The organism is Microbacterium jejuense (assembly GCF_039544225.1).
Lineage (GTDB): Bacteria > Actinomycetota > Actinomycetes > Actinomycetales > Microbacteriaceae > Microbacterium > Microbacterium jejuense.
The window spans coordinates 44799-71126 of record NZ_BAABLG010000005.1; the positions used below are offsets into that span (position 1 = coordinate 44799).

Sequence of the window (26328 nt, forward strand, 5' to 3'; positions counted from 1 at the left end):
GAGAGGAGGCGGACGTGACCAAGACGATCATGGTGTGTTCCGGTGGCGGGCACCTCAAGCAGCTCTTCACCCTCGCACAGCGACTGGGCGTCGAACCCGACGATCAGGTGTGGCTCACGTTCGAGAACGGGCTGTCGACGTCGCTGCTGGCAGGGCGCGAGGTGCACTTCGCACCGTTCGTCGCACCTCGGGACCTCAGCAGCCTGTGGCGCTTCCGGGCCGTCGCCGCGCGCGTCCTGCAGCGGCACCGCTATGACCGGGCCTTCAGCACCGGGTCGAGCCCGGCCGTGGCGGTGCTGCCGATGGCGGCGGCGGGCGGTGCCCGCGCGCACTACATCGAGAGCGCCGCCCGCGCGGAGGGGCCGAGTGTGTCGGGGCGCATCCTTCAGCGGCTGCGGCGGGTCCGCACGTATACGCAGTACCCGGTCTGGCAGAGCGAGCGGTGGCGCTACGCAGGCTCGATCTATGACAGCTTCGCACCCGGACCGACGGCGCCCGCCGCGCCAGATCGCATCCGTCGCGCCGTGGTCACCGTCGGCACACAGGAGGGGTACGGGTTCGATCGGCTGTACGACGCTCTGGTGCCGCTGCTCGCGGACTGCGACGACGTGCTGTGGCAGGTGGGGCCTCAGGACGTCTCGGCGTGGGGCATCGAAGGACGCGACCGCGTGCCTCACGACGAGCTCAACGCGGCCGTGCGCGAGGCCGACGTCGTGGTCGCGCACTCGGGCACCGGATCTGCGATCACCGCGTTCGAGCAGGGCAAGTTCCCCGTGCTGGTGCCACGCCTGGCCCGCCACCGCGAGCACGTGGACGACCATCAGGTGCAGATCGCGCGCGAGATGCAGCGTCGGTCGCTCGCGTTCATGCGGGCGCCCGAGGAACTGGATGCCGACGTGCTGCGTGAGGCGGCGCGACGGTCGGTCGTCGAGGTCGAGGCCCCGGCCATGGCGCTGGACGGCTGACCGCGCGTCCGCGGAGCGGGTGCTGCGCGGCCGGGGATCAGTCCGCGGGTGCGGCCGGATCGATCGCCGCAGCGACAGTGGGCCAGGCGGCGGCGGCGAGCTTCGACTGGCCCTGCACCGACGGATGGAATCGATCGACGGACGACACGTCGGCGCTGTCGAAGCGCGCGGCATGGACGGCGCCCTGATCGTACGTGCACGTCGGCGTCGCGGCGCAGGCGCCCGCGATCGCGTCGTCGTAGGCCGTCACGAGATCCGCGATCGCCGCCCTCCGCTCCACGTCGTCGCTCTCGTCGGATGCCGCGCTCTGCAGCAGCGACCGGCATGAGGGGCTGCGGTCCCACGCCTCGACCGTCGCGGGGTCGGTGCGGCCCAGTTGCCACAGCTGCAGCAGGTCGGGGAGCGAGAGGGCGACGATGCGCGCCTCGGGCAGTGCGGTGCTCACGCCCGTCAGCAGCGCCGCATACGAGTCGGCGAAGTCCGCGACCGGGGTCACGGTGTCGACGGACGCCGTGCACGCATCGTTCGCGCCGACGAGCACGAGCACGAGGTCGGCATCGCTGTGGGCGAGCGATGACAGGGCGGATTCAGCATCGGCGATCCGCACCCCGGGCCGGGCGAGGGCCTCGGTGCGCGGAGCGCTCCCGGTCTGCTCGGCGACGCGCGACGCGATCGAGTCCACGGCGGGATCGGTGCCGATCGCCCACGACGCCGCGGTGCAGGCCTCCGCCGCGCCGCACGCGGCGACCCCCAGCGAGATGGAGTCGCCGATCACGGCGATCGATCCGACCTGCGGCTGCGCCGACGCGGAGGACGACGGCGTCGGGCCGGTGCGCGTGACGGCGGGCGAGCAGGCGGAGGTCACCGCGACGAGGACGGTCGTGAGGACCGCCGTGCCGACGCACCGGCGCCAGGCGGTCATCGCGACTCCCCGTCGCGCGGCCGGTCCATCGCCTCGGGGGCGGTGATCGCTGCCTGGTCGTCGTCGTGGCCCGGAAGCGACTCGCCCGGCATCGATGCCTCAGGCGCCGGCACGCCCGACTCGGCGCGGCGGATGGCCTGCAGCTCGCCGGCCGAGACTTCGTCGGCGCCGAGCATCGTCGCGGGCCCGTCGACGGGCGAATCGGATGCCGCATCCGCCGCCCCGCCGGCGGGCTTGCGCGCCCTCCGCACGAAGTCGACCATCATGGCGTAGTCGCGCCGGTACGCGGGGATCAGGGCGGCGGCGGCGAGGACGACCGCCCCGGCGGCGGCACCGGTGACGACCTGCAGCAGCGCCGGCCAGGAACCGACGAGCGTCGCGGCGGTCCATGCGGCGGCGAAGACGGCGAGGGCCACGATCGCCGGGCGCACCAGCGGAGCAGCGACGTCGGTCCAGCCCCGCACGAACGTGCCCCGGATCGCGACCGCGAACCCGGGGACGAGCAGGATGGCGGTGGAGATGCCGTACAGCAGGGCGAGGCCGTTCATCCCGGCCCACCAGATCCCCACGAAGAACGCGGCGATCACGAGCGGCCGGGTCACCAGGTAGTACACCAGCTGCCGGTGCGCGCGGCCGAGGCTGATGAACATCCATCCCTGCACGTTGCCCACGGCCTGTGCGACCCCGGCGATCGAGAGCAGGGCGAACGCGTCGGCTGCGGCATCCCATCCCGGTCCCAGCAGCACGAGCATGAGCGGGTGCGCGACGGCGGCCGCGATCGCGTAGGCCGGCAGCGCGAGATAGCCGATCACGGCGAGGGCGCTGCGCACGTAGCGGCGGTAGCGCTCGCCGTCGTCCTGGAGCCGTGACAGGACGGGCAGGGCCACGCGCCCGAGCGGCGCCGTCAGCTGCTGCTGGGGGAGCAGGAACAGCGCGTAGGCGCGCGAGTACTGACCGAGGGCGGCCGGTCCCAGCTGCTGGCCGATGATCACGTTGTCGAGGTTGCGCGCGGCGTAGTTGAGCAGCTGCACACCGAAGATGCTGCCGCCCGTGCTGACGAACGGCCGGATGTCGCGTCCGATGCGGGGCCGCCCGAAGTGCGGCCGGGCGGCGATCCACAGCGCGACGAGGCGGTACACCTGGCCCGCGCCGGCGAGGACGACCAGCGACCACACGCCCCACCCGAGCAGCGCGGCGACGATCGACAGGCTGACGCCGACGGCCATCGAGACGACGTCGATCATCGCCAGCGTCCCGAACTGCAGCCGGCGCTGGACGGCGGCCTGCATAGGCATCGCGAGCCCGTTGACCAGCAGCGTCGGGGCGATGGCGATCGTCAGCACGACGAGGCGCTCCTCGCCGTACAGCGCGGCGATGAGGGGTGCGGCGGCCGCCACGCCGATCATCAGGACGGTTCCGAGCAGCGTCGAGAACCACAGCAGTCCCGACCACTGCCGGCTGGTCAGGTCGCGCGACTGGAGGATGGCGCCGGTCAGCCCGAAGTCGCGCACGAGATCGGCGACGCCGACGATGGCCATGATCATCGCGACCAGGCCGAAGTCGGACTGGTCGAGCAGGCGCGCGAGCACCATCGTCGACGCGAGCTGGATGAGCGTCTTCAGCCACAGCCCGCCCGCAGTCTGCGCGGCGCCCCGCGATGCGCGGCTGCTGAGGTCGGACGCGGGCCGGTTCACGCGCGGACCGTCTCGCGCAGCGAATCGTCCCTCGACCACGTCACGGCGCTGCCGCCGCGGGCGCCGATCTTCGCGGCCGCGAACCCGTAGATGTAGAACGGCAGGCACAGCCACAGCGCGGGGCGCACCGCCACCCTGCCCAGCAGTCGCGCATACCGCCGTCGTGCCGGCTCGTGCGCGGCGAGCTGGGCGGCGGACGGGAGCTCGCGATTGCCCCGTTCGATGCGGACGCCGCGGCGGATGTGGGTGCGCATGTCTTTCGAGGCGGCGACGACGAACTCCTCACCGTCGAGCGATCGACGCTCGGCGGGCTCGAACCGCTGCTGCACGAACCGGTCGTCGGCGATGACGTCGGGAAAGGCATCCCACCGCGCGCGGCCCGCCGCGTTGACCGCGTACACGCCCGAGCCGACATGCCCGTCGCTGCGGTAGTCGGACACCGCCCACACGCGGTAGTACGCGCGCACCGGCCGGCTGGCCCGCGCCGTGTCGACGCGGAGCCGGGGAGCAGCGGCGCGGGGCGCGGTCGTCTCGTCCAGCGCCGTCGCGAGGGCGCGCAGCGTCGCGGTCGAGATCGACACGTCGCCGTCGATGTAGGCGCGCGGAAAGGCTCGGGCGGCGGCATCCCCCGCGTTCAGCGCGAGGATCTTCGAGGCGCGGCCGATCTCGACGACAGTGACCCCGTCGACGCGACGCGCCTGATCCGCGGTGTCGTCGGTGCAGCCGTTGGCCACGACCACGACCTCGAACTCGCCGGGATCGGCGTCGGCCAGCATGCGCTCCAGGCCGATCCGCACGAGCGGGCCCTCGTCGTGAGCGGGGATCACGATGCTCATGCGGGTCATCGGGCCACCTCCGCGGGTGCGGCGCGTGCCGCCCGTGCGGCGACGGCCGGCGGGCTCTCGGTCAGCAGCCAGGCGCCTACGGCGAGCAGCAGGCACAGCACGAAGAAGGTCTGATAGAAGCCGAACGCGTCGTAGAAGAACAGCGCTGCGGTGTAGCCGACGATCGCCGCGGTGACGGCGAAGGCCAGCAGCGCGTAGCGGGGCTCGTCGCGGGCCGTGATGAACGCCCAGCGCACGAGCATGACCACGGGCGTCAGCAGGAACACCGCCAGCCCGGCGACTCCCACCGCTCCGGACTCCATCAGCGTGCCGAGCACCTGGTTGTCGAGGATGAACGCGTTCGCCTCGTCGCCGACGACGATCCGGCTGCCCATCCCGGTCCCGAAGAACGGACTGGCGACGACCTGCTGCATCGCCGGCCCGAGGTCGGCCAGGCGACCGGCGCCCGTCATGCCCGGTGATGTCTCCTGTGAGGCGATGAGCGAGTCGATGTCGAGGAACGAGGCGAACAGCGTGTCGAACATCTTCGGCACGAGGAGGAACCCGAGCACGAACGCGGGCAGCGACAGCGCGATCAGGGTGACCCCGAGCCACGGTCGCAGCAGCAGGGCGAGCAGCAGCATCACCCCGAGCACGACGACGGCCGTGCGCGACACGGCGGTGAGGACGCCGACCAGCAGCACGGCTACGGCGCCGCCGTAGAGCAGCCGGCGGCTGAGGTCGTTGTGCGGCCGGCGCGCGTACTGGGCGAGGTAGATCGCGAGCGGGATCAGCATGGCGAGCATGACCGACAGTGCGATCGGATGCTGCGCCGAGCCGTAGGAGCGGAACCCGCCGGCGCGGAACGTCTCGCTGTCGTCGGCGAGCAGCTTCAGCGGCAGCACCGTCGCCAGTCGCCAGAAGACGTTGATGCGCGTGATGCGCTCGAAGATCGCCAGGACGGCGACGATCGTGCCGCACCACACGAGCGCGGTGACCAGGCCGAGCACGAGCCTCTCGGTGGTCAGCAGCTGACGGGCGATGTAGAACGTCGACAACAGGATCAGGAAGTTCAGCAGGGCGCCGGCGGCCGTCGATGCGAGCCCGGCGGCCACCAGTCCGGGACCGTTGGCGATGATCGACAGAAGGAGCGTCGCCACGAAGATGCCGATCGGCCAGCCGAAGGCGACCGGGCGCCACGTGCGGGTGCGGTCGAGCGCCAGTGCCGCGACGAGCGCCACGAGCAGCACGATGAGCACCACCCGGTAGGGCTCCAGGGCGAAGGGCAGCGGGATCGGCAAGGCGTATCGGCGCACCGGCACGAACATGATCACCGCGACGAGGACGGCGAGCCCGCCCACCCACGAGAACACCAGTCGGCGCGCGAGGAAGAGCAGGGCGACGGTCAGCAGCGTCGCGCCCGCGGTCAGCGGCGGGAGCAGCAGCACGACGGCGACGGCGACGACGGCGACGATCGCGCCCGCCACCGTCTGCCGTGCGATGCGTGGCCGGGGCGCGCGGTGGCGCGGAGCTGTGGGCGCCGGGCCGGTGGGCGGCGTCGTCGTCGGACCGCGGGGAGCCTGGATGGTCGACATGCGATCCCCGGTTCAGGCCGTGTGCGCCGGTTCGGGCTCATCGATCCGAGGATCGCCTTCGGGCGCGCTCGACCCGTCGAGGTCGGTGCCGGCATCCGCCGCCGAGGCCTCGTGCCGGTCACGACGGGCCCCGGCCCGCGCGGAACGAGGAGCGAACGAGCCGTCGTCGGGCCCTTCGGGCGCCTCCGCGGGCTGCTCGGCCGCCCGGCGCCGGCGGCCGCCGCGCACCCCCGCCACGACGAACGCCGCGACGACGAAGAGCAGGAAGACACCCAGGAAGGTCAGCACGATCGGGATGGCCGGGTTCGAGCCTTCGACCTCGGTGGCGGACGGCGAATCGAGCACCGTGACCTCGACGCGCTCCGAGTCGGGGAGCTTCGCCGTCTCCTGCTCGTCCTGCATGTTCGCGACGAACAGGTCGGCCGCCGTCTGAGAGATCTGCTCCGCGCGCTGGGGGTCCAGCGATGCGCCCATCACCGCGAGGATCGGCAGTGAGTAGCGCCCGGGGAACGCCTCGTCGCCGCCGGGCTGGGTGGTGCGCCGCAGGGCGGTGAGCGCATCGGTGTCGGCGAAGTCGCCGACGGACTGCTCCACGTCGTGGCGCATGTCGGTGCCGCTGATGATGTACGCGTACAGGATCGTCTTGGAGGTGAGATCGGCCTCTTCGGGCTGCGTCTGTCCCTCGACGAGCTGCTGACCGGGGATCACGGCCTGGTACATGTCGCTGGCCGGACTCGACACGAGGAGCGTGGTCTCGGCCGTGTACTGCTCGATCGCACGGGACTGCACGCGCCCGTCGACGATCGTGTAGCCGGCGAAGAACGCCGCGACGGCGGCTACGACGACGCCGACGGCCAGCAGCCACTTGCTGTTCCAGAGGACCTTCAGGTAGCCGGGTACGACCATGATCTCGCTCCTTGCTCGCCCCCCAGGGACGACTCGTCGGATGCGCGCCGCCGTGGCGATGAGGAGTGGTTGCCGTCCGCTCGCGAAGCGGCCCCACACTCATCGTGCGCGCGGCAGGCGGCTCGTGTGTTGCCGGAGTGTTAAGGGCTTGGGACAATTCGGTGCGAGTGACCCCGTGGACCTTGCACCGCCGGCGCGCACCACCCCACTCTGGTCGCAGACGCTGGACGTCAGCGTCGTGCGATGGGGCGGGGGGCCGCCCCTTCCGCCCTGCGAGACCGGGGGGTCTGCATGCAGGTGCTTCTCTCGTTTCCGCACGCGCTGGGCGCGCCCGGGATCGGCACGACCGCCTGGCACCAGGCGGACTCGCTGTCCGCGGCCGGCCACGAGGTGCACGTCGTGGCCGCGAGCGTGGCGCGCCCGCTGGCCGGTGCGGCGTCGGTCACGACATCGCTGTCGGCCAAGGGGCTGCGCGTGCCCCACAAGGCCGTCGGACGCGACCGCGCCTTCCGCTGGCACGACACCGTCGCCCGAAGCGTGCTCGCGCGCACGCCGGTCGACGTCGTCCATCTGTGGCCGCTTGCCCCCGGCCTGACCGCCCAGGCCGCGCGGGAGGCCGGGATCGCAGCGGTCAGGGAGGCGCCCAACACCCACACCCGCCACGCGTGGCGCGTCGTGGCCGCCGAGATCGACGCGCTCGGCTACCCCGCCGAACGCACCGCCCACACCCACGACGCCGAGCACCTCGCGATGGAAGAGGCCGAGTGGGCCGCCGTCACCGGAGTCCTGGCTCCGTCGGACGCCGTTGCGGACTCGTTCGTCGACGCCGGATTCGAACCGCACCGCGTGCTGCGCCACCGCTACGGACGCCGTCCCTCGCCGCGCCGGGCGGTCGCTCGCGCCGCCGCCGCGCGTCCGCTGCGCGCGGTGTACGTGGGGCTCGGCGAACCGCGCAAGGGGCTGCACCACGGGCTGCGGGCCTGGCTCGATTCGCGGGCGGCCGACGAGGGCACCTTCACGATCGTCGGAAGGCTGCTGCCGGCCTACGCGCAGATGCTGCAGTCGCAGCTGGCGCACCCGAGCGTGAGGGTCGCGGGCTTCGCCGACGACGTCGATGCGGCACTGGCCGCGGCCGACGTGCTGGTGCTGCCGACGCTGGAGGAGGGCAGCGCCCTGGTGACATACGAGGCGCAGGGGATGGGGTGCGTGCCGCTCGTGTCCACTGCCGCGGGGGCCGTGATCGACGACGGCGTGCACGGGCTGCTCCACCGCCCGGGCGACGTCGCGGCACTCACGCAGCAGTTCGACCGGCTGGCCGCTGACCGTTCCGAGCTCGCGGAGCTGAGCTCCGCGGCGCTCGCCCACGCCGACGAGCTGTCGTGGGATCGTGCGGGCGAGCACCTCGCGCGCGCCTACGAGGCGGCGATCGATCTGGCCAGGAGCACGCATGCCGACGCCGTCTGACATCACCGTCATCGTCTGCTCGCGCAACCGTCCCGCGATGCTGCGCGGAGCGCTCGCCGCGATCCTCGCCGCGTCGCCCGAGGCTGCGGAGGTGCTCGTGGTCGACAGCGCCAGCGACGGGCCCGACACACGCACGGCGGCCGAGGCTGCGGGTGTGGCCTGCGTGCGGTCCGCACGCGGTCTGAGTGTCGCGCGCAACGCGGGCATCACGGCATCCAGACGTCCGATCGTGGTCTTCACCGACGACGACTGCCGTCCGACCGAAGGGTGGATCGAGCGGCTGCTCGTGTGCTTCGACGACGACGAGGTCGGTGCGGCGACCGGCCGGATGCTCGACCACACCGAGGCTGCCGACGCCCCGTATTCGCGTGCTGAGCGCTATCGCACCCCGATCTCGGGCATCGACGCCGGCCACGGCGCCGTCATGGCCTTCCGCCGCGAGCTGCTGCTGCGCCTGGGTGGATTCGACGACGTCATGGGAGCCGGGCAGCGGCTCGCCGGCGCCGAGGACCTCGACATCTTCGTCCGCATCCTGCGCGCGGGCAGCGACGTCGTGCACGATGCACGATGCGTCGTGCTGCACGCGAACACCCGCGAGGGCGAGGCCTACGTCCAGCTGCACCGCGGGTACGGACTCGGGCTCGGAGCGCTGACGGGCAAATGGCTGCGACTTGACCCGGTGTTCGGTCTGCGGCTGGGGTGGCGGCTGGCCGGCCGCGCTGTCGCACGGATCCTCCGGGCCGCGCGCCGCGGCGCTCCGACCGCCCCCGACCGGGCGCTGCTGGCCGGGATGCTCGCCGGCGTGTGGGAGGTGCGCGGATTGCGCCTGGTCGGAGAGAGGTTCGTGCCGCCGTGGACGGACGACGAGCTGCCGGTGCTGCGTGCGGAAGGAGTCCCGACATGACCCCACGACCCGTCTCGATCGACATGGTGCGCACCCTCGACGAGCAGAAGATCAGCACGAGCATCGCCTACGAGGCGATGCATGCCGGAGCGGTGCTCGTGATCGACGGCGCGCCGTTCCTCGACGACGACGGCCGCATCGACCGCGAGCTCGTCCACGCCCACATGCGACGGTGCCTCGAGCGCGTGCCGGAGTGGTGCCTGCGGCTGATGGCTTCGCCGCTCGGGGTCACGACCCCGGCCTGGGTGCCCGACGAGCATTTCGAGCCGCGCGACCACGTCGCCTTCGAGGACGAGCCGGTCGCACTGACGGCCGATACGGCGCGGCGCCTCACCGGCGCCGGCGGACCCGGGCTCCCGCGCGAGCGGCCGCTGTGGGACCTGCGCATCGCGGTGCTCGACACCGGAGAGGTCGCGGTCGGCGCCCGCATGCATCACGTCGTCGGCGACGGCGAGTGGGGCTTCAGCGTCATCCGCCGGCTCACCGCGCCGCAGCCCGAGCCCGTCCTCGCGCGGGCGGCGGTCGGGTGGACGTCCGATGTGCGGGCGCCGCGGACCGCGTGGGCGATCCCGCCGTACGCGCTGCGGGCATTCCTCGCCCGACAGACCTCGCTCCGCGGCGGCTGGCACGACTACTGGCGCAAGCCGTTCGTCAAGCGCGTCAAGCGCGTCGCCTCGCGCGACACGGCGTCGCTGCGCGAGTGGTGGATCACGCGCACCGGATTGCGCGACAGGATGCTGCCGCCCACCCATGCGGCCGCGTTCGACGTCGCCGCATCGCCGGCCGCGCGCCGTGCCGCGCGGCTGCGGGGGACCCTCAACGATCTGCTCGTGGCATCCGCGCTCGGCGCTGTCGACGACGACGACCGGGGCCTGGACATGCTCGTGCCGGTCTCGCGCCGGCGCCGGGGCAGCGGGGAGGGCGTGCGCAACCACATCTCGATGGCGCGCGTGCACGTCGGGCCGGGCACGGCGCTGCCGGAGCGGGTGGCGCAGGTGCGGGGCACCGTGCGCGACGAGGTACGCGGCGAACGGGCCGACACCCCGCACGGGCGCATGCTCGGCTACGCCACGATCATGTCGCTCTCGGATGAGCCGCTGTGGTTCGGCGAGGCGAAGGTGAACCGGGTCATCGTCTTCCCGGTCGGCGACCCCCGCAGCGAGCTCTCGGCGTTCGGTGTCGTCTACGACGGGATGCTGTCGGTCGCCCTCGTCTCGCGCCTCGAGCTCGACGTCGCCCGCATGGCCGACAGCATGCGCCACGACCTCGAGACCGCCGCCGTGGCCGACTCCGCCCGAGCGCCCGGGCGGCACGACGCAGACCCTCAGGAGGCGGCATGAACCGGACGCTGAGAGCCCTGGCCTCGGTGCTGGACCCTCGGGTCTACGTCCACCTGCTGCGGGTCGCGCATTTCTACGGGTACGCGCACGTCACGCAGGTGCGTCGGCTCACCCGTGGCCCGCAGGTCTCGTTCGCGCCCAACGTGTCGTTCCGCAACGCGGAGCGGATCACGATCGGCGCCGGAAGTCACATCGGCGAGTACTCGACCATCTGGGCGGGCAACAGCACCGGGCGCATCACGCTCGGCGAGAAGGCGCTGCTGGCGCCCCGCGTCACCGTCACCGCGTCGGACTACGGCATGGTGCGAGGGATCCCGCCGATGGATCAGCCCAAGATCGAGCAGGACATCGTGATCGGCTCGGGCACGTGGCTCGGCGCCGGGGTCGTGGTGCTGGCAGGCGTGACGATCGGCGACGGCGCGATCGTGGCGGCCGGCGCCGTCGTGACCAAGGACGTCCCGCCCGACGCGATCGTGGGCGGAGTGCCGGCGAAGGTGATCGGGTGGCGTCCCGAGACGGTCCCGGCCGGCGCATCAGCCTCGACCGCACCGTCTGCCCCATCGGCCGCAGCCCGGGAGGTCGTATGAGCACGCCCACCGTCGATGTCGTCATCGTCAACTTCAACACCCGCGAACGCACCCTCGAGTGCCTGGAGTCGCTGTACGCGCAGGCGATCCCCGGCGTGCGGGCCGTCCTCGTCGACAACGGCTCGACCGACGGCAGCGTGCCGGCGATCCGCGAGGCGTTCCCGCAGGCGACGGTCGTGGACGCCGGCGAGAACCTCGGCTTCGCGCGCGGCGTCAACCGGGGGGTGGCCGCATCCGACGGCGATGTCGTGCTGCTGCTGAACCCCGACGCCACGGTGTTCCCCGGCTCGATCGAGGCGCTGCTGGACTTCGCGCGGCGGCATCCCGAGCACGGGGTGTACGGCGGGCGCACGGTGCGCGCCGACGGCACGCTGGACCCGTCGTCGTGCTGGGGCGCACCGTCACTGTGGTCGCTGCTGTGCTTCGCGACCGGCCTGTCGACGCTGCTGCGCGGATCGCGCGTGTTCGACCCGGAGTCGCTCGGCGGATGGGCGCGCGACACGGTGCGGGAGGTGCCGGTCATCACCGGCTGCCTGCTGCTCGCGCGGCGGTCGGACTGGGAACGGATCGGCGGCATGGACGAGCGGTTCTTCCTGTACGGCGAGGACGCCGAGTTCTCGCATCGGGCACGGTCGCTGGGGCTGCGTCCCGTGGTCGTGCCCGACGCCGTCATCCGCCACGACGTCGGCGGGTCCACCGCCTCGAGCGGCCGCAAGATGGCGATGGTCATGGCCGGCAAAGTGACCTATCTGTGGACGGTGTGGGCGCCCGTGCTCGCGCTCGCGGGGGTGCTGCTGCTGCAGGCCGGGGCGGGCGTGCGGGCGGTGCTCGAGACCCTCACGCGTGCCTCGCGTCGCACCTGGCGGGACGTATGGGCGCACCGCCGGTCGTGGCGTGGGGGGTATCCTGCGGCTGAGCGCACGCTCTTCGGACGCGCGCCGCGGCCGGCGCCCGGCCTCGTGGTGCAGGCGGAGCCCGCCTTCCGCACCGAGCACGCCAACCCCTACACCGGGCGGCTCTACCGCGCGCTGCAGAGCCGCGGCGCCCGCGTCAGCGATCTCAGCTACTGGCGGCTCGTCGCACAGCCGACCGACGTCGTGCACCTGCACTGGCCCGACCTCTCATTCCTCTCGGGCTCGCGGCGCAGCATCCACGTCGCCCGTCTGGCGATCTTCTACGGCGCACTGCGCGCGGTGCGCCGCCGCGGCACGGTGCTCGTCTGGACCGTGCACAACGTGTCGTCCCACGAGACCCGTTCGACCCCGCGGGTGCGGCGAGCCGCCGAGAGGCTGCTGCTGCGCAACGTCGACGGCATCATCGGGCTGACCCAGCAGGGAGTGGATGCCGCACGCGACGCCTATCCGCGGCTGCGGGAGGTCCCTGCCGCCGTCACGCCGCACGGGCACTACCGCGACGACTACGAGTTCGGCGTGCCCCGCGACGTGGCCCGCGCGGCGCTGGATCTGCCGCCGCACGATCCGGTCATCGCGACGGTGGGGCAGCTGCGTCCCTACAAGAACATCCCGCACCTCATCCGCGTGTTCCGCGCGCTGGAGGTCGAGGCGACGCTGCTCGTGGCGGGCAAGCCGTCGCCGCCCGAGCTCGCCGACGAGATCCGCCGCGCCGCCGCCGGCGATCCGCGCATCGTGCTCGACCTGAGGTTCGTGCCCGACGACGAGATCCCGGTCGTGCTGGGGGCGGCGGATCTGGTCGCCCTGCCGTACACCGACATCCAGAACTCGGGGTCCGCGATCCTCGCCTCGTCGGCCGACCGACCCGTCCTCGTGCCCGAGCGGGGGGCGATGGGCGAGCTGCGCGAGCAGCTGGGCGCGGACTGGGTCCGCACCTATCGTGGCGACCTCGACACCGCGCAGCTCGCCGAGGCGCTCGCGTGGGCGACCGCCGGGGGACGCCCGCAGCGCGCCGACCTCTCGGCCCTGGACTGGGACGCCATCGCCGCCCAGACGATGGACGCCTACCGGCGGTTCCAGGGCCGGCCGCGACGACGCAGCACCTCTCAGACCCCCGCGACGAGCGAAGGAGACCGCACATGAACCGCACCCGACGGCGCTGGGCCGCACGGCCGCGGCTCTCGGCCGCCGCAGCGGCGGCGTTCGTCGTCTCGCTGCTCATCGCCCCGCAGTCCGCCGTGGCCGCGCCGCTGCCGGCCGGCCGCTACGTCGTCGCGGTCGCCGACGGCTTCGATGCGGATGCGCTCGCCCGCGCGGCCGGCCTCGACGTGGACCGACGGTTCTCGGCCGCGATCCAGGGGTTCGCCGTGGAGCTGACCGCGGCCGAGGCGACAGCCCTCGCACGTGATCGGCGCATCGCCGGCATCACCGCGGACGCGCCCGTCGAGGGGCAGGCGCAGACGGTGCCGGCATCGGTGCGCACCGTCGAGGCCGATGAGCCTCCGGTGCGCGCGGGCGACGGCACGACGTCGTGGACCGGACCGGCCGTGGCCGTCGTGGACTCCGGCGTCAACGCCCACTCCGACTTCAACCTCCAGCGCGCCGTCAACTGCCTCGGCACCGGAGACGAGCGCGACGGCAACGGTCACGGGACAGGCGTCTCGGGGTACATCGCCGCCTACGACAACGACTTCGGCACGGTCGGCGTCGCCCCCGGCGCCCCGATCTACTCGGTGCGGGTGCTGGACGCCGACAACCGCGGAACGCTGTCGACCATCGTGTGCGGACTGGACTGGGTGGCCGACAACGCGGCGACCTACGGGATCAAGGTCGTCAACCTCAGTCTCGCCACCACCGGCTCGGACGATCAGAACTGCGGGTACACGAACGGCGACGTCCTCCATCAGGCCGTGTGCCGCCTGGTGGCGCAGGGGCTGGTCGTGGTCACGTCGGCGGCGAACTCCTCGAAGGACCTGGCGGGCTTCGTCCCCGCGTCGTACGACGAGGTGCTCACGGCGACCAACGTCGCGGACTACGACGGCGCGCCCGGCGGCAAGGGCTCGCCGCCGTGCGCCGTGACACCGCCTGACGACTCGCCCGCGCCGAGTTCGAACTTCGCGGTGTCGGCGGCCGATCAGGCCCACACCGTCGCCTCGCCGGGGGTGTGTCCGTACACGACGCTCAAGGGCAACCGGTACGGCGTCATCCAGTCCGGGACCAGCATGTCGGCGGCCGCCCTGAGCGGCGTGGTGCTGGACTGCTTCGCAGGCGGGGCGTGCGCCGGTCGCACGCCGGCAGAGGTGAGGTCGATCATCATGGGCCAGGCGTCCGCCGCGGCGGCCCGAGGCCACCGCTTCACGGGCGACCCGCTGTCGCCGATCGCGGGCAAGTACTACGGCTACCTCGCCTCGACGGTGCCCACCTCGGGCGGCCCGACGCCGACACCGACCCCCACCCCGACCCCCACTCCGACCCCCACCCCGACCCCCACTCCGTCGCCGACTCCGGACCGGACGGCGCCCACCGTGGCCATCACCTCACCGGTGTCGGGCAGCACGGTGTCGGGAGCGGTCGTGGTCGTCTCCACCGCCTCGGACGACGTCGGGGTGTCGTCGGTCGCCTACTGGTCGGGCACCACGCGACTCGCGGTGGCCACCCGGCAACCGGACGGCACCTGGCGTGCCACGGTGAACTCCACGTCGTATCCGAACGGCGGCTACTCCGTGGTCGCGAAGGCGACCGATGCCGCCGGCAACGTCGGCACGAGCGCCGCCGCGAGGTTCACGATCCGCAACTGACGTGCGCTGCGCTCAGCCGCCGCCGCTCTCGCCTCTCACGAGCTCGAGGCCGGCGCCGGCGAACTGGCGCAGCGTCGCGTCGGGCAGGAACGCCCGGGTGAGCGCCCCGCCGATGCGCGTGAGGTCGGTCTCGTCGCGGTACAGCAGGTACATGGTCTCGTACCGGGGGTGGAACTTCTCTTTGAAGCGGTGAAGGGAGCGGAACCCGTAGACGGGTTCGAGCGCGTCGGCCAGCCGCTCGCTCAGCGCCGCGATCATGCCGGCGTCCGGCGGGTAGTCGTGCGCGAGGGGTGCGCCCGACAGCGACATGATCTCGGCGCCCTCGTCGGAGAAGAGCTTCGCCGACGAGCCGATCAGGAACTCCATCACCGGTGCGAACCCGCCGTCGCGGCGGCGCATCAGGTCCAGGGTCCAGCCGCGGACACGACCGTCGCCGCCGTACACCGGCAGCCACGACAGGAACCCGTCCACATCGCCGTTCGGCGCGATCGCGAGGGCCAGCCGCACTTCCGGGCTCTCGGCCTCGACGAGGGTGCCGAGCGTGAAGCCCATCTCGGGCAGGTCCTTGTCGCCGACCCACAGCTCCGAGATCGCGCGCAGCTGCTGCTGCACGCCCCACGGCTCGTCCTTCAGATGCGTCATGCGGAAGGTCATGTCTTCGCGACCCGCGCGGTTGAGCGACGTGCGCACCGAGTTCCAGCGCTTGCCGGTGAACTCCAGGCCCTCGAGGTCGACGATCGTGTCGTCCGCCACGACGATGCTGTGCCACGACGACGGCACCGCCGCGCGCGTCGCGTCGCTCGCGCTGAAGAAGCACGGGATGAGGCCGGCGCGCTCGGCATCGTGGATGAACTCGTCGACGGATGCCGCACGCGAAGCCTCGGGGCCGAGCGGGTCCGCCAGCGCCAGGGCCACGCCCGCGCGACGCTGGTAGGCGACGATTCCGTCGGCCGTACGTGCGTAGGTGTTGCCCTCCCACGTCGTCATCCACGACAGCGTGCCACCGCCGTGGGCATGCAGCATCCCCACCACGTCGTCCACGGCGGGCGCCGGCTGACGCCCGATGCGCGACTTCCGGCGGGCCCGGAACGCCCGGCGCACCCAGATCAGGTAGATCAGCATCAGCAGCCACATGACACCGCTCGCCAGCGACAGCTCGGTCTCGCTGTCGATCGTCGTCTCGAGCTGGCGCTCACTGGTGAGGATGATCAGCACGACCACCAGCGCGGCCGTCAGGATGTTGACGGCGGCGAGGACGATGGCGACGATCCACGACCACCGCCGCCCTCGACGCAGGCCGTTGGCCACGACGAGGATCACGACCGCGTCGATCGCGATGTCGATGAAGCCGCCCGACGCGGGCTCGGTGGGGCCGAACGGTCCGTCGGTGGGCACGATGAGCGTGATGACCTCGACGGCGCCGAGCACCAGCACGGCGATGAACGCGATCAGGCGCTGCTCGCGGATCGTGGTGCGGTGGATGCGCAGCGACCGGTCGACGAACAGGACCAGCAGCACGGCCATCAGGTGCTCGAGATCTGCCAGTGCGCCCCAGAACAGCATCGCCACGAAGACCGTGCCCAGCAGCACCAGCCAGGCGCGCACGCGCCAGGGTGCCCGGAACAGTCCGACGGCAGCGGCGATGCACGCCATCGTGCCGCCCGAGGCGCCGACGTCGAGCGCCGCGGCCTCGGTGCTCGCCCAGGCCCACGGGAACATCGACAGCAGCCACAGCAGCAGCGCCGTCCCGCAGATCGCGAACAGCTGCCCCACCCAGTAGTAGGCGAGGGCGACGCGGGAGCCGCGGCGGAGCTCGAGGTAGGCCATGCCGACGAAGCTCGTGATCGTGAACGCATACACCCACGGCTGGTTCACGAAGAAGGTGCCGGTGAACGGCGTCCACCATCTGCCGGCCTCGAAGGCCGGCAGTCCGTAGGCGACCGCCGCGAACACCGGAGAGTCCTCGAAGGGCCGCCACAGCCCCTGCCAGATGACCCCGGCGACGAGGATCGCGCCGACCATGGCCAGGGTCGCGGGGATCCTCGACACGACCGCGAGGACCCGGTTCGTCGCGGTCGTCGGAGCGTCGCTCATGCGTTCAGGGTAGCGAGAGGGCCGTGGCGGACCCAGGCATCTCGGTAAGGTGCCTGATCGGGCGGCGGTCGCGATCAGCGGCCGGGCGAGGCGAGCCGTGCGTAGTCGGCCAGGGCCTTGGCGTCCTCGGCATCGCGCAGCGCGCGGCGGGCGGCGTCGATCGCCTCGACCGGGTCGGTCGTCTGGCGCGCCTGGGCGAGCTCGTGCTGGGCCGAGAGCAGGCGAGATCGCGCGTCGGCGCCGGCCCGCGAATGGGCGATGGATGCCTCGGCCTGGGCGATCGCGCCGCGCGCGGCCGCAAGGGTGCCCGGCAGCGCGGTCCGGGCTCCGCGCAGGCGCTGCTGCGAGGTCCGGGCGTCGCCGAGCGCGAGGTCGAGCCGGCCGCGCAGGCGCGCGATGGTGTCGACCGTGCGGGTGGGGTGGCGGGCGGCATCCCCTTCGACGCGGTTCAGTTCGGCTTCGACGGCGTGCAGTTCGGCGCCGAGCCGTTCGGCGTCGGCGGGTTCGAGGCTGCCGCGCGTGTGCGAGGCCGAAGCGAGGGCCGCGCGGGCCGCCGCGATCTCGTCGGGCACGGCTTGCGCGGCCTGCAGCACGAGGCGGTGCGTCTCTTCGAGGTGGCGTGCGTCGCCCTCGGCCTGCCGCAGCGCACGTTCGGCGGCGGCGAGATCGGGCAGCGCGCTCAGCGACGGGTCGGCGGCGCGGTCGGCCGCGGCGTCGAGCAGACGGCCCGCCTCGGCGACCTCGGCGAGGGCCGCACGGGCGGAGTGCGAGGCATCCCGCCATTCGTCCTCGGCGAAGCGCGACGACAGCTCCGCGACGAGCGCCGCCGGGTCGCCCATCGAAGCGCGCAGATCGGCAAGACGCCGGCGGGCGGCCTCGATCTGACCCGCGGCCGACACGTTCGCGCGCACCCAGGCGCCGTGCTCGGCGCGTGCGGCGGCGACGATGCCGAGCGCCTCGCCGGCGCGGCGGTCGATGCGGGCAGCGACGCGGCGGATCTCGGCGGGTGCGACGCCCGGTGCGCTGATCTCGCGGTAGTCGTCGAACGCGTCGTCGCGCACGTGCTGGGCGGTCATCCGCGCGCGCCGCAGCGACGCGGGTGCATCGCCGCCGTAGAGCGCGCCCGACAGGCCGACCTCGAGCTCGAGCTCGCCGACCTCGTCGTCGAGCTTGACGAGCGTGCTGCCCGCCTGGGCGCGGACCTGCTCGGCCGCCGCCCGGGCACGCGGCGAGCGACGGGCTCGGCGCACCGCCCACACGATCACGGCGATCGCGATCGCCGTGACGCCGAACACGACCACGGCCGGCACGAGCCAGCCGAGGAACGTGGCGGCGGGATCAGTCATCGGCCTTCGAGCGCCTCGGCGGGCTCGCCGAACAGCAGCAGCGCACGCAGCTGGTCCATGTCCTCGACCACGGCCTGCGCACCCTCGGACTCGTGCGGCCAGCTGAATCCCCAGCGCACGAAGATCACCGGCACGCCGTGCTCGGCCGCGCCCTCGACGTCGTGGTGCCGGTCGCCGACGAGCACGGGGCGACTCGTGTCGACTCCGGCCGCCTGCAGGCGGCGCAGCGCCTCGGCGATGACGTCCGACTTGCTGCTGAGGGTCTTCTCGTCCGGCGAGGCGCCCACGATGGCCGTGAACGAGGTCGTCAGGTCGAAATGCTCCATGAGCGCGACGACCTGCACCTCGGGCTTGGAACTGGCGGTGGCCTGCGGGATGCCGGCGGCCGCGGCATCCCGGATCAGCTCCCCGACGCCGGGGAACAGCTTGGCACCGGTCGCGTAGCCGTCGATCTTGTTGAGCCCGCGGTAGAAGCGGACCGCCTCGGCGGCCTGCTCGGGGGTCATGCCGACGTTCACCTGGAACGACTCGAACATGGGCGGCCCGATCCAGTGCACGAGCTCCGCGCGCGTGGGCGGGCGCTTGCCGAAGTGCTCCAGGGCGACGGTGAGGCGGCGCAGGATCCCGTCGGACGCGTCGACGATCGTCCCGTCGACGTCCCACAGGATGCATGTCCACGGAGATCGGCTCGGCATGCCCTCCAGCCTAAGCGGAGCCCGCCCGCCGCTCCGAGACGGACCGGTGCACGCGCGCGAGCCGGGCCATGGTGCGGCGCAGGTCCGCGACCTCGTCGGGCGACCAGTCCGACAGCACGAGGCGCAGATTCGCCTCGGCGACGGCCATGATGCGCTCGCCGATGACCCGGCCGTCGTCGGTGAGCGCGACCAGCACACCGCGGTCGTCGTCCGGCGCCGGCACCCGCACCACGAGGCCCGCCTGCACCAGGCGGCCCACGATCTTGCTCATGTTCGTGGCGGTCATGCCGAGCGCGAGCGACAGCTCGACCGGGCGCATCGCGCCGTTGTACGACAGCTGGTTGACGACGAGGAACATGCCCATGTCGTCGATCGGGAACGCCACCTTCGCCATGACGTCGCGGCGCACCGCCGTGCTGTCGGCCCAGTGCACGATCGAGGCGAGTGAGAGCCGAAGGTCGAGCGGGTCGCCCCCGATCACCGCGCTGAGGTCTGCGGAGGCGTCGCTGTCGACGTCACCTCGGGCCATGTCGTCTGGTTCCTCTCAGCTGGGCGCGGCACGTACCGGCGGCGGGGCGCGGGATCAGTCCTCGCGCAGCAGCCGCACCGGACCCGTGAGTCCGTACTCGCGCACGATCGCGTGCTGCATGCGCTCCTCGCCGGTGAGCTGCGCACCGATGTCGGGGACGCGCTCATAGTAGCCGCGCGCGCGGAGCCGGTTGTTGAGCGAGCTCGACACCCGCACCACGACGACGTTGTCCCCGGCGCGCAGGTCGGCGGTCACATCGACGACCGGATGCGCGGTGTCGAAGCCGCGCACCGGGCCGGCGCCGACCCGCACCGAGCCGAGCCCGCCGCACGAGGACCCCAGGTCGAGCACGTACCTCGCCCCGGTGACGAGCTCGGGCACCGTGATGGCCGCCGTGTACTCGCCGACACCCGACACGTCCGCGCCTACGCCGTCGAGCCGCGACCACGGCTCCAGGCCGACCTCGCCGGCGTCCAGCCGGGTGATCGCCGTGGTCGGTCGCACCTCCCGCGTGACATAGCCGAGGCCGCGGTCCTCGCTCAGCACCTCGGGCTGGCCGGCATCCCAGCTCTCGACCACGAGTCGCCACGTCTCAGCGCGGGCGACCTCGACGGGCGTCGGCGCGGGGGAGCCGGCGGCCTCGGCCGACCGGTCGAGCACCACGATCGCGACCTCGCCGGGCGCCAGCGTCAGCTCGACCACGGTGCGGTCGCCGTCGATGTGCACGCCGCGGTGCGGGCGCAGCTCGCCGGTCCACGCGTCCAGGCGATGCACCGCGCCGGTCCCCTCCAGGCCGATGCGCACCGTGGTGGGCTCGGTCGTCTCGTAGAGGAAGTGGTAGGCGTACAGCACCGCGAGCCCGGCATCCTCGCGCAGATGGGTGAGCACGTGCCGGTCGTCGTCGACGAATCGGGCCCGCCCGCCCGCGCCGAGGTCGTCGAGTGCGGCGACCACGCCGGACGGCGCGGCCACCCGGACGCCCGGCATCCCTCGCAGCTCCGTCATGACGGCCGAGAGCTCGTCGTCGCGCCCGTCGAGGCCGGGAGTGGTGGATGCCGCCACCTCGTGCGTGCGGAAGCGCCCGGCCATCAGCGACTCGACCTCGCGCGCGCCGTCGACGATGACGACGCGCAGCCCGCGGCGCGCCCAGTCGCGCAGGTGCGCGGCGACGTCGGCGTCGAGCGTGCTCTGGTACACGACGAGCGCGCGGTAGCCGGGGCCGTCGGGCTGCACCTCGTCGCCGTCGAACGAGACGTCATCGCGCTGCAGCAGCGAGCCGTCGAAGAACTCGTAGGTGATGCCGGCGTCCTGCATGCCGAGGTCCTGCCACCAGTGGTTCTCGCGGTCGCGCATCCACATCGTGCCGTAGGCGACCTCGTCGGGGATCCGCTCGCCGTCCGGCCCGATCAGCGCCATGCCGATGAGGTTGTCGGTGAAGTGGTCGGTGCGCAGGATCCCGACGTCGATGCGAGGGCGCCCGCGGCGCAGCGCGTACTGCAGGCGGCCGATCGCGGCGGTCCACAGCGGGTAGAACTCCGATCCCGGCTGTCGCGTGTCGAACCGCTCCGAGAACATCGGCCACATGCCCTCGTGGCCCGGCCACTCGGTGACGCCCTCGGCCCCGGCCGGGCTCGCCCAGCCGTGCAGCACGGTCTTGGTGATGCCCGCCGCGAGCTGCGTCGCGATGATCTGGTCGTAGAAGCGGTGGTCGAGCATGTGGTTGCGGGTGGTCGCCCCGGTCTCGGAGGAGTACTGCTTGCCGAACAGGTGCGCGGGCCCCGCCAGCAGCCGGTAGGCGTCGATCTGCGCGCCGAACTCGAGCGACTCGGTCTCGATGCCGTCGACCTCGGGCCCCGGACGCGTGAGCTCGAACGGCAGGCCGTAGCTGATCTCGGAGCGCAGGGTCATCCCGACCTCGTGCAGGAACGTCGCGAACGGCCGCAGCATGTTCTCGATGTACAGGTCGGTGAGCGTGCGCACGTAGTCGAAGCGCACTTTCTCGATCGTCCGGCGGTCGGCCTCGTCCGCGGGCTCGTGGTGGTACACCGTCGACACCGCCATGAAGGGCGCGTCGCGCGTGAGGAAGGGCAACCACGGCACGATGTCGTAGCCGCGGCGCGCGCGGAACTCGTCGGCGACCGTGAACCCCCAGAACATGCCGCCGGCGCCGTACGTCGACAGCTCGAGCGAGTCCATGTACATCTGGGCGCGCGGGTTGCGCGCGACCTCGGCGCGCAGCGCGGGCGTCAGCACGACCTCGTCCCAGTAGGCGATCACGGCGTCGACGCCGTCGCGGTCGAGGTAGTTCACGGTGTAATTGACGCTCGCCGACGGCGACGCGGTCTGGCCCGTGCCGTGCACCCAGTAGACGAACAGGCGCCACTCCCCGTCGCCCTCGGGCGCGGTCCAGTCCAGGGTCTCGGCGTCGACGAGGCCGGTCAGATCGACGAGCGACGACGCGTCGAGGAGCCCGTCGCCCGCGACGCGCGCGGCGACGACGGCCGCCAGGTACTGGTCGCGCACCGCACCGCGATGGCCGGGCAGCGTGGTCTCGGGGATCGGCGCGTCGAGGTCGATGCGCGGCAGCGTCCCGCCGCGCGCCTGGCCGGACGCGAGCGTCTCGTGCACGACGTCCAGCTCCTGCGCCGCGGCCCGCTGGTCGGGGTCGATCGTGGGCAGGTTGGCGTTGGACCAGTTGGTGCCCGACGTGAAGCTGACCGACATGCCGCGCCGTGTCGTCTCTTCGACCACGACCTGCGAGTCGTGCACCCACTCCTCCGAGCCCCAGCCGTAGCGCGCGTGGTCGATCGCGCCCTCGTCCATCGCGAGGAACTCCATGCCGCCGAAGCCGAGGCGGTGCGCGTCCTCGATCTCGCGTCGCAGCGTCGCGTCGGTGTGCAGGCCTTCGGCCAGCCACCAGCGCAGCTCGGGGCGGAATTCGATGGCGGGGACGGCGATCTCACGCCGGAAGTCGTCGAGCGTCATTGCGCGGCATCCATTCTCAAGAACTGTCTCAGCGACAGTATGTACTGTCAGAGAGACAAAACACAAGAGTGGATGCCGCCGTCACAAGGGCGGCGCGCCCGGACTAGAACAGCCGGGGTGCGCCGGACTCGATGCCCTTCATTCCCTCGTAGTCGAGGGTGACGCACCGGATGCCACGGTCGGTGGCCAGCACCTTCGCCTGCGGCTTGATCTCCTGCGCGGCGAACACGCCGGTGACCGGCGCGAGATGCGGATCGCGCCCGAGCAGCTCGAGGTAGCGGGTGAGCTGCTCGACGCCGTCGATGTCGCCGCGGCGCTTGACCTCCACGGCGACGGTGCCGCCCGCGGGGTCGCGCAGCAGCAGGTCGACCGGGCCGATCGCGGTGGGGAACTCGCGGCGCACGAGCGTCAGATTCTCGCCGATGACATCGACCTGCTCGGCCAGCAGGCGCTGCAGGTCGGCCTCGACGCCGTCCTTCTGCAGGCCCGGGTCGATGCCGAGCTCGTGCGACGAGTCGTGCAGCACCTCGTAGATGCGCACCAGCAGCGCATCGCCGGTCTTGGCGTGGGTGACGCGCCAGTGCTCGAGCACACCCGCCGAGGCGGACTCCTCGTCGGGCTCCTCGACATCGAGCCGGCAGGGCGGGCTCATCCAGTTGAGCGGCTTGTACGAACCGCCGTCCGAGTGCACCAGCAGTGAGCCGTCGCCCTTGTGCACCAGCAGGCGGGTCGCGAGCGGCAGGTGGGCGTTGAGCCGCCCGGTGTAATCGACGGAGCAGCGGGCGATGACGAGACGCACCCGAAGAGCCTAGCCCGGCCAGCGGTCCCGCCGGCGGGACCGCGCCTCAGCTTGCCCGCAGGCTCGTCGGATAGCGTGAGTGTCAGTGTCGCATCAGCGACGACGGTCGACGCTCCGATCCCGACGGGTCGATGAGCAGGTCACCGCCACCTTCTGCCCGCGGGCCCCCTGCCCCGCTCACACGCCTCATCGCCGGAGAAGAACCGATGAACTCACGCCTGCCCGACGCGACAGTGCACATCCTGTCGAGCACCGTCGCCGAACTCCACGTCGGCACCGACGTGGCCGAGGTCGTCGCCCCCGACAGCCTCGCCCTGCGCGATCGGGTCGTGGAAGAGATCCGCCAGCTGGCCGCCTCGGCGGGGGAGCCCGCGCACGCGACGCTGGTCGAGGGCTCCTCTCGCTGGCCGCTCGTCGTCCACCCGGACGGCACGTACGCGGAGGAACTCGAGTCCGGCGAGGTCGTGACCGAGGATGCCGTCGCCACGGCGGAGGCGGTGCCGACCCGCACCGCGCCGACGCCGGTGTCGGCCGCGGCGGCAGCGGTGTCGCCCGCGACCGCGCCGCCCGCGCCGGAACCCGAGGCGCGTCCCACCGTGCAGGACCTGCTCGATTCGCGCGGCGGAACGACCCGCGCACGTGCCACCGAAGGCTGGCAGGGCGCGGTGCGCCGCGCCACCGGCGGCCTGATCTCTCCCGCGCCGGGGCGCGCCGAGCGGTCGCGCCTCGACCGCGAGAAGCGGGTCCAGCGCCGGCTGGACGCCCCCCGCACGATCGTCGTCCTGAACCCGAAGGGCGGCGCCCACAAGACCACGAGCACGCTGCTGCTGGCCGCGACGTTCGGCAGGCTGCGCGGCGGGGCGACCCTGGCATGGGACAACAACGAGACCCGCGGGACGCTCGGCTGGCGGGCGCAGAACGCACCGCACCACCGCACCGCCGTCGACCTGCTCGAAGACCTCGACGAGTCCTCGAACTTCCGCGGCTCGAGTCTGGCCGCGCTGGACCATTACGTGCGCACGCAGGTCGACGCGCGCTTCGACGTGCTCGCGTCGGACGAGGACGCTGCGGCCTCCTCGACCATCGACTCGGCGGCCTTCGACCGACTGCACACGCTCCTGCGTCGCTACTACCGCCTGATGATCGTCGACACGGGCAACAACATGCGCGCGTCGAACTGGGTCGCCGCGGTGGCCGCCGCCGACCAGCTCGTCATCGTGTCGACCGTCCGCGAAGACACCGCGGCCAGTGCCGCCTGGCTGCTGGACGGTCTGCGCGAGAAGGGCTTCGGCCGCAAGATCGACGAGGCCGTCACGGTGCTGACGGCGCCGTCATCGCGCCCCGACCGTCAGCTCGAGGCGCGCCTGGCGCAGCACTTCGAGCAGGTGACCTCGGCCGTCGTGAAGGCGCCGTTCGATCCCTCGCTCGTGGACGGCGGTCCCATCGACTTCGACGCGCTCGCTCCCGAGACGCGCGACGCGTGGCTCACGGTCGCGGCGACGGTGGCAGACCGGCTCTGACCTCTGGCGGCATCCCTGCGCCGCGCCCGGGCCGGTGGATTCCCCGGTCTCGCCGAGCCAAGGCATCCGCGGTGAGACCGGGGGCCCCGCCCCGGGTCTCGGCATGGACCCCTTGGCTCGACGCCTGAACTCCCTGGCTCGGGATGCCGGCGGACCGGCATCCTCTCGACGCGACAGTGCGGGTCAGTGGTGGGCGTGCCCGGCGCCCACCTTCGAGCCGGCGATCGGCTTGGCCGCCCCCGAGGCCAGTCCCGACATCGCGATGAGGCCGACGATGATCCACAGCGTCGGCAGGATGCCGATCTGGTGGCTGATCCAGCCGAGGATCGGCGGACCGCACAGGAACGCCAGATAGCCGATGGTCGCCGCGGCCGAGACCGAGGCTGCGGCCTTGCGCGGGTCGTCCGCCGCCGCCGACATGCCCAGGGGGAAGCCGAGCGAGGCGCCGGCGCCCCACAGTGCGATGCCGATGAACGCGATCGGCAGGTTCGGCGCGAGGATGAACATCACGAGCCCGATGCCGGCCGCGATCGACAGGATGCGCAGCGACCACACGCGACCGATCCTGTCGACCAGCGGGCCGCCCAGGATGCGGAACGTGGTCATCGCGACCGAGAACACCGTCAGGGCGACGGCCCCGACCGGCTCGGTCTGCGCGTGGCCGTCGACCATCGCGATCGTGAGCCAGTCGTTCGCGCTGCCTTCAGCGAAGGCCATGCCGAGCATGATGGCCCCGATGGCGTAGGTGCGGGGGTCGCGCCACACCGCGAGCACCTCTGCGAAGCGCTCGCGCCGCGTGACGGTGGTCGCCGCGTCGTCGTGCATGCTCTCGCGCACCGGCACGGCACGCAGCGAGAGCAGTCCGGCCACGGCCACCAGCACACCGGCGCCGGTCAGGTGCCAGCCGACGCCGATGCCCGCGGCGGCCATCGCGACGCCCAGCCCGGCGCCGACGACGGTGCCGAGGCTGAAGAAGGCATGGAACAGCGGCATGAGCGTGCGCTCGAACGCCTGCTCGACCGCGGCGGCCTCGACGTTCATCATGACGTCGGTGGCGCTCATGCCGAGACCCATGAGCCCCAGGCCCACGGCGGTGACGATGTAGGACTCGACGAACTCCACGCCCACGCCCGCGACGACGACACCGAGCCCGAAGGTGATGATCGTCGCGAACATGCCGCGACGCGCCCCCCATCGCGCGACGATCACGTTGGCCAGCGACAGGCCCACGATCGAGGTCGCGCCGGAGACGAACAGGAGCACGCCCACCTGCAGGTCGTTGATGCCGAGGTCGTCCTTGACGGCCGGAAGCCGCGACGCCCACGACGCGAAGCCGACGCCCATGCTGAGGAAGATCGTGAAGATGGCGGTACGCCAGGCGACCAGCTGTCGACGGGTGAGCGCGGTGTCCATCCGGACACCTTACCGAATCGATTCGACCGGATGCCGG

Annotated in this window: 20 protein-coding genes; 8 read left to right on the top strand and 12 right to left on the bottom strand. The window is 72.5% G+C overall.

Annotated features, from left to right (window positions below; translation table 11 throughout):
• The first annotated feature begins 14 nt into the window (after positions 1-14).
• A complete protein-coding gene (locus tag ABEA46_RS09930; RefSeq protein ID WP_345544331.1) occupies positions 15-965 on the top strand; it encodes a glycosyltransferase in 951 nt (316 codons plus the stop codon).
• 37 nt (positions 966-1002) lie between these two features.
• Here the strand turns inward: ABEA46_RS09930 and ABEA46_RS09935 are convergent, their stop codons facing one another.
• The 5 genes from ABEA46_RS09935 to ABEA46_RS09955 are packed head-to-tail and all read right to left on the bottom strand — an operon-like array spanning position 1003 to position 6906.
• Positions 1003-1887: an SGNH/GDSL hydrolase family protein gene (locus tag ABEA46_RS09935; RefSeq protein WP_345544333.1), complete on the bottom strand. Its 885-nt coding sequence runs from the start codon at positions 1885-1887 to the stop codon at positions 1003-1005.
• Positions 1884-3581 (bottom strand): lipopolysaccharide biosynthesis protein, encoded by a 1698-nt coding sequence (locus tag ABEA46_RS09940; RefSeq protein WP_345544335.1) that lies wholly within the window; start codon positions 3579-3581, stop codon positions 1884-1886. The genes ABEA46_RS09935 and ABEA46_RS09940 overlap by 4 nt, the downstream gene beginning before the upstream one ends.
• Positions 3578-4426, bottom strand: coding sequence for a glycosyltransferase family 2 protein (locus ABEA46_RS09945; protein WP_345544337.1), 849 nt, complete (start codon positions 4424-4426; stop codon positions 3578-3580). The genes ABEA46_RS09940 and ABEA46_RS09945 overlap by 4 nt, the downstream gene beginning before the upstream one ends.
• Positions 4423-6000 carry an O-antigen ligase family protein gene (locus ABEA46_RS09950; protein ID WP_345544339.1) on the bottom strand — a complete coding sequence of 526 codons (1578 nt, stop codon included), beginning with the start codon at positions 5998-6000 and terminating at the stop codon, positions 4423-4425. The genes ABEA46_RS09945 and ABEA46_RS09950 overlap by 4 nt, the downstream gene beginning before the upstream one ends.
• 12 nt (positions 6001-6012) lie before the next feature.
• Positions 6013-6906, bottom strand: coding sequence for a hypothetical protein (locus tag ABEA46_RS09955; RefSeq protein ID WP_345544341.1), 894 nt, complete (start codon positions 6904-6906; stop codon positions 6013-6015).
• Positions 6907-7197: 291 nt separating this feature from the next.
• On the opposite strand from ABEA46_RS09955, the gene ABEA46_RS09960 reads away from it, so the two are divergent.
• Genes ABEA46_RS09960 through ABEA46_RS09985 form a run of 6 tightly spaced genes read left to right on the top strand, consistent with a single transcriptional unit; the run spans position 7198 to position 14910 of the window.
• Positions 7198-8370, top strand: coding sequence for a glycosyltransferase family 4 protein (locus ABEA46_RS09960; protein ID WP_345544343.1), 1173 nt, complete (start codon positions 7198-7200; stop codon positions 8368-8370).
• Complete coding sequence (locus tag ABEA46_RS09965; protein ID WP_345544345.1) at positions 8354-9274, top strand: glycosyltransferase family 2 protein; 921 nt, start codon at positions 8354-8356, stop codon at positions 9272-9274. Before ABEA46_RS09960 ends, ABEA46_RS09965 begins: the two co-directional genes overlap by 17 nt.
• Positions 9271-10614 carry a wax ester/triacylglycerol synthase domain-containing protein gene (locus ABEA46_RS09970; protein WP_345544347.1) on the top strand — a complete coding sequence of 448 codons (1344 nt, stop codon included), beginning with the start codon at positions 9271-9273 and terminating at the stop codon, positions 10612-10614. The genes ABEA46_RS09965 and ABEA46_RS09970 overlap by 4 nt, the downstream gene beginning before the upstream one ends.
• On the top strand, positions 10611-11201 hold the full coding sequence (locus ABEA46_RS09975; protein WP_345544349.1) for an acyltransferase: 591 nt from the start codon (positions 10611-10613) through the stop codon (positions 11199-11201). Before ABEA46_RS09970 ends, ABEA46_RS09975 begins: the two co-directional genes overlap by 4 nt.
• The gene (locus ABEA46_RS09980; protein WP_345544351.1) at positions 11198-13255 is read left to right on the top strand and encodes a glycosyltransferase; all 2058 of its coding nucleotides are present in this window, start codon (positions 11198-11200) and stop codon (positions 13253-13255) included. Before ABEA46_RS09975 ends, ABEA46_RS09980 begins: the two co-directional genes overlap by 4 nt.
• Positions 13252-14910, top strand: coding sequence for a S8 family serine peptidase (locus tag ABEA46_RS09985; RefSeq protein ID WP_345544353.1), 1659 nt, complete (start codon positions 13252-13254; stop codon positions 14908-14910). Before ABEA46_RS09980 ends, ABEA46_RS09985 begins: the two co-directional genes overlap by 4 nt.
• A gap of 12 nt (positions 14911-14922) precedes the next feature.
• Here the strand turns inward: ABEA46_RS09985 and ABEA46_RS09990 are convergent, their stop codons facing one another.
• The 6 genes from ABEA46_RS09990 to nucS form a co-directional block, all read right to left on the bottom strand.
• A complete protein-coding gene (locus ABEA46_RS09990; RefSeq protein ID WP_345544355.1) occupies positions 14923-17004 on the bottom strand; it encodes a bifunctional lysylphosphatidylglycerol flippase/synthetase MprF in 2082 nt (693 codons plus the stop codon).
• Between the two features lie 74 nt (positions 17005-17078).
• Positions 17079-18350, bottom strand: coding sequence for a hypothetical protein (locus ABEA46_RS09995; protein ID WP_345544357.1), 1272 nt, complete (start codon positions 18348-18350; stop codon positions 17079-17081).
• On the bottom strand, positions 18347-19045 hold the full coding sequence (locus tag ABEA46_RS10000) for an HAD hydrolase-like protein (RefSeq protein WP_345544359.1): 699 nt from the start codon (positions 19043-19045) through the stop codon (positions 18347-18349). The genes ABEA46_RS09995 and ABEA46_RS10000 overlap by 4 nt, the downstream gene beginning before the upstream one ends.
• A 10-nt stretch (positions 19046-19055) precedes the next feature.
• Positions 19056-19574, bottom strand: coding sequence for a MarR family winged helix-turn-helix transcriptional regulator (locus ABEA46_RS10005; protein ID WP_345544361.1), 519 nt, complete (start codon positions 19572-19574; stop codon positions 19056-19058).
• 54 nt (positions 19575-19628) lie between these two features.
• The gene (locus ABEA46_RS10010; RefSeq protein WP_345544363.1) at positions 19629-22559 is read right to left on the bottom strand and encodes a glycosyl hydrolase; all 2931 of its coding nucleotides are present in this window, start codon (positions 22557-22559) and stop codon (positions 19629-19631) included.
• Positions 22560-22662: 103 nt separating this feature from the next.
• A complete protein-coding gene (nucS, locus tag ABEA46_RS10015) occupies positions 22663-23358 on the bottom strand; it encodes an endonuclease NucS (protein WP_345544365.1) in 696 nt (231 codons plus the stop codon).
• A 206-nt stretch (positions 23359-23564) separates the two neighbouring features.
• On the opposite strand from nucS, the gene ABEA46_RS10020 reads away from it, so the two are divergent.
• Positions 23565-24878 (top strand): MinD/ParA family ATP-binding protein, encoded by a 1314-nt coding sequence (locus ABEA46_RS10020; RefSeq protein WP_345544367.1) that lies wholly within the window; start codon positions 23565-23567, stop codon positions 24876-24878.
• 183 nt (positions 24879-25061) lie between these two features.
• Here ABEA46_RS10020 and ABEA46_RS10025 read toward each other — a convergent pair whose 3' ends face one another.
• A complete protein-coding gene (locus ABEA46_RS10025) occupies positions 25062-26291 on the bottom strand; it encodes an MFS transporter (RefSeq protein WP_345544369.1) in 1230 nt (409 codons plus the stop codon).
• Between the last annotated feature and the right edge of the window lie 37 nt (positions 26292-26328).